At 36.9% G+C, this 9138-nt stretch carries 9 protein-coding genes and 1 riboswitch; of the genes, 2 read left to right on the top strand and 7 right to left on the bottom strand.

The window, feature by feature from the left end:
* Positions 1–148: 148 nt before the first annotated feature.
* The 7 genes from thiH to thiS form a co-directional block, all read right to left on the bottom strand.
* Entirely contained in the window at positions 149–1273 is a 1125-nt protein-coding gene (thiH, locus tag AC07N0_RS15210) for a 2-iminoacetate synthase ThiH (protein ID WP_494589837.1), read from the bottom strand.
* 206 nt (positions 1274–1479) lie between these two features.
* The gene (locus tag AC07N0_RS15205) at positions 1480–2247 is read right to left on the bottom strand and encodes a thiazole synthase (RefSeq protein WP_494589836.1); all 768 of its coding nucleotides are present in this window, start codon (positions 2245–2247) and stop codon (positions 1480–1482) included.
* Positions 2228–2881 carry a thiamine phosphate synthase gene (locus AC07N0_RS15200; protein WP_494589834.1) on the bottom strand — a complete coding sequence of 218 codons (654 nt, stop codon included), beginning with the start codon at positions 2879–2881 and terminating at the stop codon, positions 2228–2230. Before AC07N0_RS15200 ends, AC07N0_RS15205 begins: the two co-directional genes overlap by 20 nt.
* Positions 2878–3633 (bottom strand): hydroxymethylpyrimidine/phosphomethylpyrimidine kinase, encoded by a 756-nt coding sequence (locus tag AC07N0_RS15195; RefSeq protein ID WP_494589833.1) that lies wholly within the window; start codon positions 3631–3633, stop codon positions 2878–2880. The genes AC07N0_RS15200 and AC07N0_RS15195 overlap by 4 nt, the downstream gene beginning before the upstream one ends.
* A complete protein-coding gene (locus AC07N0_RS15190; RefSeq protein ID WP_494589832.1) occupies positions 3634–4224 on the bottom strand; it encodes a thiamine phosphate synthase in 591 nt (196 codons plus the stop codon).
* Between the two features lie 226 nt (positions 4225–4450).
* Positions 4451–6307, bottom strand: coding sequence for a phosphomethylpyrimidine synthase ThiC (thiC, locus tag AC07N0_RS15185; RefSeq protein WP_494589831.1), 1857 nt, complete (start codon positions 6305–6307; stop codon positions 4451–4453).
* 36 nt (positions 6308–6343) lie between these two features.
* Positions 6344–6547 (bottom strand): sulfur carrier protein ThiS, encoded by a 204-nt coding sequence (gene thiS / locus AC07N0_RS15180; protein ID WP_494589830.1) that lies wholly within the window; start codon positions 6545–6547, stop codon positions 6344–6346.
* Between the two features lie 246 nt (positions 6548–6793).
* Positions 6794–6891, bottom strand: a riboswitch (TPP riboswitch).
* A gap of 296 nt (positions 6892–7187) precedes the next feature.
* Between thiS and AC07N0_RS15175 the strand changes: the two genes are divergently transcribed.
* On the top strand, positions 7188–8060 hold the full coding sequence (locus AC07N0_RS15175; RefSeq protein WP_492799097.1) for an AraC family transcriptional regulator: 873 nt from the start codon (positions 7188–7190) through the stop codon (positions 8058–8060).
* A gap of 207 nt (positions 8061–8267) precedes the next feature.
* Positions 8268–9119 (top strand): pirin family protein, encoded by an 852-nt coding sequence (locus AC07N0_RS15170; protein ID WP_494589829.1) that lies wholly within the window; start codon positions 8268–8270, stop codon positions 9117–9119.
* The last annotated feature ends 19 nt before the right edge of the window (positions 9120–9138 follow it).

The raw sequence follows: 9138 nt of genomic DNA, 5'->3' as shown, positions 1-9138 counted from the left end.
GAGTGATTGAGTGATTGAGTGATTGAGTGATTGAGTGATTGAGTGATTGAGTGATTGAGTGATTGAGTGATTGGAAATGCGATTTAGATTAAATGAGTTCCCCAAAAATCATTTATTTTTTATTTAAAATTAATCACTCAATCACAAATCACTCATTCACTAAATGTAAAGCCGTATCCCAATCTTTCCAAACAGGCTCATATCCTTGTTGTTCAATCATTTTAGCAATTACTGCTGGGCTCCTTTCATCACTAATTTCAAATTGCTCTAATGATTCTGGCTCGACAATATATCCACCCGGATTAGTCTTTGACCCAGCACTCATCGCAGTGATACCCAATTTAATAATGTTATTTCTAAAAATTTCGTTCTCTCTTGTCGAAATTGAAAGTTCTACTTCTTCTTTAAAAATTCTATAGGCACAAATTAATTGCACCAACTCAGCATCAGACATCACGACTTTTGGTTCAAGTCCACCCGAAAAAGGTCGTAACCTTGGGAAAGAAATAGAATATTTCGTTTGCCAATATTGTTTTTCAAGGTAATCAAGGTGTAATGCCGTAAAGAAAGAATCTGTTCTCCAATCTTCTAATCCTATTAATACCCCCAATCCCATTTTATGAATACCTGCTTTACCCAAACGGTCGGGTGTTTGTATTCGGTATTCAAAATTAGATTTTTTTCCTTTAGGATGATGTATTTTATAGTCTTCTTGATGATAAGTTTCTTGATAAACCAATACTGTATTGAGCCCTTCGGCGATTAGCTCCGTATAATCTGTTTCATCCAGAGGCTGTACTTCCATTGAAATATGCGAGAAATATGGGCGAATTAATTTGATAACATTTTTCAAATAGCTCACTCCTACCGTTTGATTTGCTTCGCCTGTTACCAACAACACATGTTCATATTTCATGGCTTTTAGCACCGCCACTTCTGCTAGAATCTCTTCATCAGTCAATGTTTTACGTTTGATTTTATTATCAAAACTAAAACCACAATAGGTACAAATATTTTGACATTCGTTAGAAAGATACAACGGAACATACATTTGGATAGTTTTACCAAAGCGTTTTTGGGTCAATTGCTGACTAACTAGAGCCATTGATTCTAAAAAAGGCATGGCCGCAGGAGAAATCAAAGCCTTGAAATCTTCTAAAGTTCTGCGAGAAGTATTAAAAGCTCGACGCACATCATCAGCCGTTTTAGCAAGAATACTCTGCTGAACTTCCGCCCAATTATATTGCTGAAAAAGATGTTGAAAGGAATGCATATTTATTGAGTGATTGAGTGATTGAGTGATTGAGTGATTGAGTGATTGAGTGATTGAGTGATTGAGTGATTGAGTGATTGAGTGATTGGAAAGGCGATTCACACTGAATGAGTTCCCAAAAATTAATTTATTTTTTATTTAAAATTAATCACTCATTCACAAATCACTCATTCACAATTAAAACAAATCACTAACTCGCTCATCCACTAACTAATTTGAAGAAACCCAGTTAAAGGACTGCTGGCTACTGCATTATTTGTTTTAGGGGCAAGTCTGGCTTCGTATGCCATTCTTCCCGCTTCCACTGCCATTCTAAAAGCCCTTGCCATCATTACAGGGTTTTCCGAAACCGCTATTGCTGTGTTCACCAATACTGCATCAGCCCCAATCTCCATTGCTTTTGCCGCATCCGACGGCGAACCAATCCCAGCATCCACTACTACTGGCACGTTACTTTGCTCAATAATAATTTCCAAAAAATCAATCGTTTTCAAACCCTTGTTAGTGCCAATCGGAGAGCCTAAAGGCATCACTGCTGCTACGCCTACTTCCTCCAAACGCTTGCATAACACAGGGTCTGCGTGAATGTAGGGCAACACTACAAATCCGAGCTTCACCAATTCTTCCGCCGCTTTCAAGGTTTCAATCGCATCGGGTAAAAGGTATTTAGGGTCGGGATGTATCTCTAATTTTAACCAATTGGTTTCTAGGGCTTCTCTAGCTAATTGTGCTACAAAAACAGCCTCTTTGGCATTTCTAACGCCAGAAGTATTGGGTAATAAATTAAACTGTGGGTTACGTAAATAGCCCAAAATATCCTCTGATTGCTTGGCTAAATGTACCCTTTTTAAAGCAACTGTCACTAATTCTGACCCTGATTCTAATAGACTTTCTTCCATTAAAGCCAGTGATGAGAATTTCCCAGTACCTGTAAAAAGTCGGGACGAAAATTCTTTATTCGCAATTGTTAACATATAGCTGTGCTGTTAAAACCTTCATAAAATTGTTTGCTACTGCTGATGGATTATCAGCCAAATTAATCACCGAAGAAACCGCAATGCCATGCAAGCCTGCTAAAAGAATCTCTTCCACATCTGCCAGTTGTACACCACCAATTCCTACGATAGGTAAATGAAGTCCCGAGGCTTTGCATGATGCCAAAAGACTTTGATATTTTTCTAAACCTAAAATCGGACTTAGGTTCTTTTTGGTTTTAGTAAATCTAAAGGGACCTAAGCCAATATAATTCACCTTCGCCTGATGCAAAAAAGCGAGGTCTTCAAAAGTATTGGCTGTTCCTCCAATGATAAAGTCCTCTCCTAAAATTTCTCTGGCTAATATTGGCGAAGCATCTGTTTTTCCCAAATGCACGCCATCAGCTTGTATTTCTTTCGCTATTTGAACGTTGTCGTTGATAATCAAAGTAGCACCAAAAGCTTTACACACCTCTTGAGTTTGTAAAGCAGTTTGCTTCCAAGCCTCAAAATCTTGATTTTTCACCCTAAGTTGCACCCAATCGGCACCGCCTTCACAAGCTAAACGAGCTTGTTGCCAATGTGAAATATGGGGTAAATCTTGGGTGATATAATGTAATTTAGAAATCGTCATGATTGAAAATGATAACCCAATAAACTTGGGTTACTCTTTAAAAATTGATTCATATAATGTTTGGCATTTTCGCATGCTTCTTCAAGGCTTAATGCTTTTGAAATATTAGCAGTAATTGCCGAAGAAAGCACACAGCCAGAACCATGTTTTTCTCCATTAGGAATCCTTTCAGCAATAAAAGAAAATGTATTGGTTCCTGTAAACAGGATATCCTTACAGATTTCATTGTCTGAGTGCCCTCCTTTTAAATAAACATTACAAAACTTGCTCAGTCCAAAGGCTTTTTGCTCCACTGATGACTCTCCTACTATCAATAACTGAAGCTCTGGCAAGTTGGGAGTGATGAGATAAATCTTTTTAAGAATTTTTTCTAATAGTATTTGATTGATATCTTCATGAAAATCAAACCCTGCACTGGCTTTCAAGATAGGATCCCAAACAATTTTTATGGCTGGATTACACAATAACAAAGTATCAATAATTTCATCTAAATCTTTCAAACTTTGTACTAAGCCAATCTTAACAAAATCGATAGGATATTTATCAAAAAGTAATTTTCCTTGATGAACAATTTGCTGATTATCGAGCCAACTAACGCCTTCAAAATAATTTTCGTTTTGAAAAGTAATAGCTGTGCAAACGCCTAATCCATACACTTGATGTTGTTCAAATGTTTTAATATCAGCCAAAATACCTGCCCCAGCACTTGGATCAAGTCCTGCGATACTCAGCACAAAAGGTCTATTATTCATTTAATATTCTGCTTGAAAATATTTCTCCCACACCGACCCCATCAATACATATCCCTGAAATCCAATCCTTTCTAAAAACTCCCTATTTTCTTCTCTAATACCTCCCAATGCATATACAGGCGTATTACTTTTCCGAACATGAAAGTAAAACTGTAATTCGTCCATGGTAAAAACGCCTACATAATCAGTCTTAGAAATACTTTTGAGAATCGGACTTAAAAAAACGTAATCAGCCTTGAAACTCAAATTTTCAATGGCATTCAATGTATGCAATGAACAGCTTACAGATAGTCTATGCTTGCGTAACATTTTTACTGAATTGAACAAAGTTGCATCATCTATGCTTTGTCTGAATGTTTCTGTAAAATGTACTCCCTTCACATTATATTTATTAATCAACTCATAATGCGAATGCAATACAATCTTACGATAAAATTTCGGTTGAATGCGTCTCAAAAAATCTTCATATTCCTTCAAAGACTTTTCTGGTTTTCTAAGGTGAAAAATCAATGACTCATCCATCAACAATTGTTCGATAATGGATATTTCACCGTCAAAATCAGTGGGGTTGGAAAGAATTACTTTTTGCATAGCGATTTTAGTTAGCGAATTAGTGAATGGTGAATGAGTGATTTTCAAGTTTGATTCAGCAGGAATATTTACTTTTACTAAGCTAAATAATTATTCCATCTCAATTTAATCTTTTTATCTTTGAAAAAACACCAATTCACAATGCCTTCCATTCCAATTAATTAAAATCACTCATCAAATTGCCCGAACTCACAATTCACACATTCACTAAATCACTCATTCACAATTATATATAGACCTCCGACCCTTGCTCTACAAAGATTTTCGCTCTTTCTTGCATCCCTTTCGCCAAAGCCTCTTGTTCTTCAACGCCCATATTATCAGCATAATCACGTACTTCTTGGGTAATTTTCATTGAACAGAAGTTAGGGCCACACATCGAACAGAAATGTGCAATTTTAGCTCCTTCTGCTGGTAGTGTTTCATCATGATACTCACGAGCAGTATCGGGGTCAAGTGATAAATTGAATTGGTCTTCCCAGCGGAATTCAAAGCGTGCTTTGCTCAAAGCATTGTCTCTTATTTGTGCCCCATAATGCCCTTTGGCAAGGTCGGCAGCATGGGCAGCAATCTTATACGTAATCACCCCTACTTTTACATCTTCTTTATTGGGTAAGCCCAAATGCTCTTTGGGTGTTACATAACACAACATAGCACAACCAAACCAGCCAATCATAGCCGCTCCGATACCAGAAGTAATATGGTCGTAAGCAGGTGCAATATCTGTGGTTAATGGCCCAAGCGTATAGAAAGGTGCTTCATGACATTCTTTCAATTGCTTGTCCATATTTTCTTTAATCAAGTGCATCGGCACGTGACCGGGGCCTTCAATAATCGTTTGGACATCGTGTTTCCAAGCAATTTTGGTTAATTCTCCTAGTGTCTCCAATTCTGCAAATTGTGCGGCATCGTTAGCATCAGCAATACTACCCGGACGAAGACCATCACCTAAAGAAAACGCTACATCATAAGCCTTCATGATTTCACAAATCTCTTCAAAATGCGTATAAAGAAAGTTTTCTTTGTGATGTGCTAAACACCATTTTGCCATGATACTTCCTCCACGCGATACAATGCCTGTTACTCTTTTCGCCGTCATCGGAACATACCTCAACAATACGCCAGCATGAATCGTAAAATAGTCAACGCCTTGTTCAGCTTGTTCTATGAGGGTATCCTTAAAAATTTCCCAAGTCAAATCTTCTGCCTTTCCCCCTACCTTTTCAAGGGCTTGGTAAATGGGTACAGTACCAATTGGAACAGGTGAGTTTCTAATAATCCACTCACGGGTTTCATGAATGTTTTTACCTGTAGATAAATCCATGATGGTATCAGCACCCCAGCGACAAGCCCAAACGGTTTTTTCTACCTCTTCTTCGATATTCGATGATACAGCAGAATTACCAATATTGGCATTTATTTTCACTAAGAAATTACGCCCAAGAATCATTGGCTCGCTTTCTGGGTGGTTGATGTTATTAGGAATCACAGCCCTACCCATGGCTACTTCTGAACGCACAAACTCAGGAGTAATCAATCCTTTTTGAGTATTTGCTCCAAAACTATGTCCTTCGTGCTGATGCCCAATCGTGTTAAGTTCCTGTATTTTCTGATTCTCACGAATGGCAATATATTCCATTTCTGGCGTGATAATGCCTTTTTTGGCATAATGCAATTGCGATACGTTTTGTCCAGCTTTTGCTCTCAATGGCTTTTTAAGGTATTCAAATCGCAGCGCATCAAGGGCAGGATTGGCTAAACGTTCTAATCCATAGTTTGAGGTAATGGAAGGGAGTTCCTCTACATCTCCACGCTCTAAAATCCATGATTGTCTCAGTCTTGGCAAGCCTTTTCTTACATCAATGTCAACGTTAGGGTCTGTAAATGGCCCACTAGTATCATATACCGTTACGGGTGCATTGGCAGAAATTACTTTGCCATTTACGAGGGTATCAGACAAGCTAATTTCACGCATTGCGACTTTAATATCATGAATTTCCCCTTGTACATATACTTTTTTGGAAGCTGGAAAGGGCGCTCTGCTGATTGTTTCAGCATGAGGAGTTTTTTCTATTTTCTTCATGTTTTTCATAAGCTTTTGAAATACAACGCCAAATTTTCAACCGCCTTGAGTAGCCCGAATCAGCATCAATTGGTCATTACTTTTAAGTTTGATGCTTCCCCATTTATCACGAGGAATTACTTCTTCGTTAATAGCAATAGCCAAGCCCCGCATTTCGACAATGCCTTGCTGATTGAGCACCTCGATTAAAGGAGGGTTTTCAGGAAATTCAAAGATTTGGTCGTTAATAAAGACAGTCATTCCATGTATTTATTTAAAATAAAAACAAATGGACTTTAGCGAAAACCAAGGAGAAATTAAAGCGTGTATGAGTGAGCTTCGGGAGTAAATCTTTATAGCGTTAGTTGTACACCTAATCATCCACAAAAAACTATAACCCATCAAAAAATCAGAATGAAAAAATCAATCTATCGTTTTTTAAGCTAACCAAGAAAAGCAGTGAAATTTTGAAAACGATGCTTGAATCTGTACACCGAATCTGAAAAGAAATTCTGCCTTACTTTTTCCTACGCAGCAATTACGCCGTTCAGGTTTTGAGGGTATAATCTCAGCCCGTTATATTTAAGGCACCCCTAAAGTTTGAGACAAATGTAAAGTATAAAAATTGAATTTGTAAAATTTTATTTTGTTTTTTTTCAAATCTATCTAAAGCATGACTTATTTAAGAAGGACAATTTTTATAATACAAATTCCACTTTCTAGGTTTTGCATAACCCTCATATTTTCCTAAAAACAAAGGGAAAACCCCTAATTATTATACATTTCCGCAAAATTTGTTGCATTTTCCGCAAAAAATTGCAAATTTACAGGATAACCATCCTCTATGCTTATAATACTTTAATTGCAAAAGCTATTGATTTTTTCAACCCATATTATCCAAATGTCTAAAATTTATCGTGAAATCACCCCGCTTACTTCTAATGACTGTTTTATGGTTTTTGCCAGAACAAAAAGTAAGTTTGACTTCCCTTTACATTACCATGAAGAATTTGAGCTAAACTTTATCGAAAATGCAGATGGTGCAAAAAGAGTAGTTGGCGATAATATCGAAATAATTTCAAGTTATGAATTAGTTTTGGTGGGTTCCAACGTGCCCCATGGCTGGTTTTCGCATGAATCTATTTCTGAAAATATTAATGAAATTACCATTCAATTTCACCGAGATTTATTTGATGAAAAATTCTTAAAAAGGAATCAAATGAGCTTTATACGTTCTATGTTGGAACGTTCGGCAAGAGGCATTTCTTTTTCTCAGGAAACGATACAAGCAATTAAACCTCGTCTGATAGGTCTTGCTCAAACCAATGGTTTTTGTTCAGTGATGGAATTGATGTCTATCCTACACGACTTGTCAGTTTCCAGAAACATGAAAACGCTAACGACCCTGACTTTTGCCAATGAAAATGCTACCTATGACAGTCGTAGAATTGAAAAAGCCTTTGTTTATATGAGAAATAATTATGACAAAGAAATTTCATTGGAAGATATTGCTAAGATTGTCAACATGACGGTTGTAAGCTTTAGCAGATTCATTAAAAAACGAACTGGTAAAACCTTTATTGATAGCTTAAATGATATTCGGTTAGGACACGCTTCACGCTTGCTTATCGATACCCGACAGTCTATTGCGGAGGTTTCCTTTAAATGTGGCTATAATAATCTTTCTTATTTTAATAGAATCTTCAAGAAAAAACATGGATGTACACCCAAAGAGTTCAGAGAAAACTATTCTGGGACTAGGACATTCGTCTAACACCCTCAGTTCCTTTGTATTAAAATGCCAACAAGGGAGCTGAGAAACTAAAATCTATTGACAAGTTTTAACGCTTCTCTTCTTATCATTCCCTTCCTGTCTTAATTTTATTAAAAAAAGCATAACTCTTTTAATTAATATCACGTTAATTGAAAAGTGAAGCTATTTTCCAAGCATTAATTTCCCCAATACCAAAAAAGATTTTCCATGAGAAGCATTAAAAAAATTCATCAAGCAGCATATCGTCCTATTGCCGATTTAATTACTTACTCGCCTTTGCCTACTAGCACTTTAGCACAAGTAGACCCATTTATTTTCTTGAATCATCATGGGTTTCAACAGTATCCTGCCAATAACAGAGGTTTACCGTTTGGTCCACATCCACACAGAGGGATGGAGACAGTAACATTTATCCTCGCTGGGGATATAATGCACAAAGATTCAAGTGGTCATGAAAGTATCATCAATAGCGGAGGCGTACAATGGATGACGGCTGGTAGTGGATTAATTCATGCAGAAGTATCCTCAGATGCATTCAAGAAACAAGGTGGCGATTTAGAAATTTTGCAGTTATGGTTAAACTTACCCGCTAAATTAAAAATGACTAGCCCCTTCTATTTAGGCTTACAAGAAGACGAAATTCCGACAATACGGTTGGATGATGACAAAGTAACCGTAAAATTAATTTCGGGTAAATGGGGAGAAAATAAAGGTGCTTTTGAATCAAAAACAGATGTTTTTTTAAGCACTATTACTTTCAAAACATCTGCTGACTTAACTATCGACATTGCTAAAGAAAGAAACATATTCTTTTACTTAATAAAAGGTGCGATTACTGTAAATGGACAGGCAATCAAAGCTAGGCAATTGGTAGAATTTATGAATGATGAGACAGGTGTTCAAATCGTAGCTGATACCGATTCAGTATTATTACTTGGTCATGCCGTTCCTTTTAATGAACCGATGGTTGCCCAAGGTCCATTTGTCATGAATACCGAAGAGGAAATCTATCAAGCCTATACAGATTACCAACAAGGGAAGTTTGGTACTTGGCAATAGAAAACAGAATAAATACTCC

The organism is Arcicella sp. GW821-FHT09D11 (assembly GCF_059416265.1).
The sequence above is the reverse complement of the archived record's forward strand: the minus strand, read 5'-3'. Positions and strand labels throughout refer to the sequence as shown.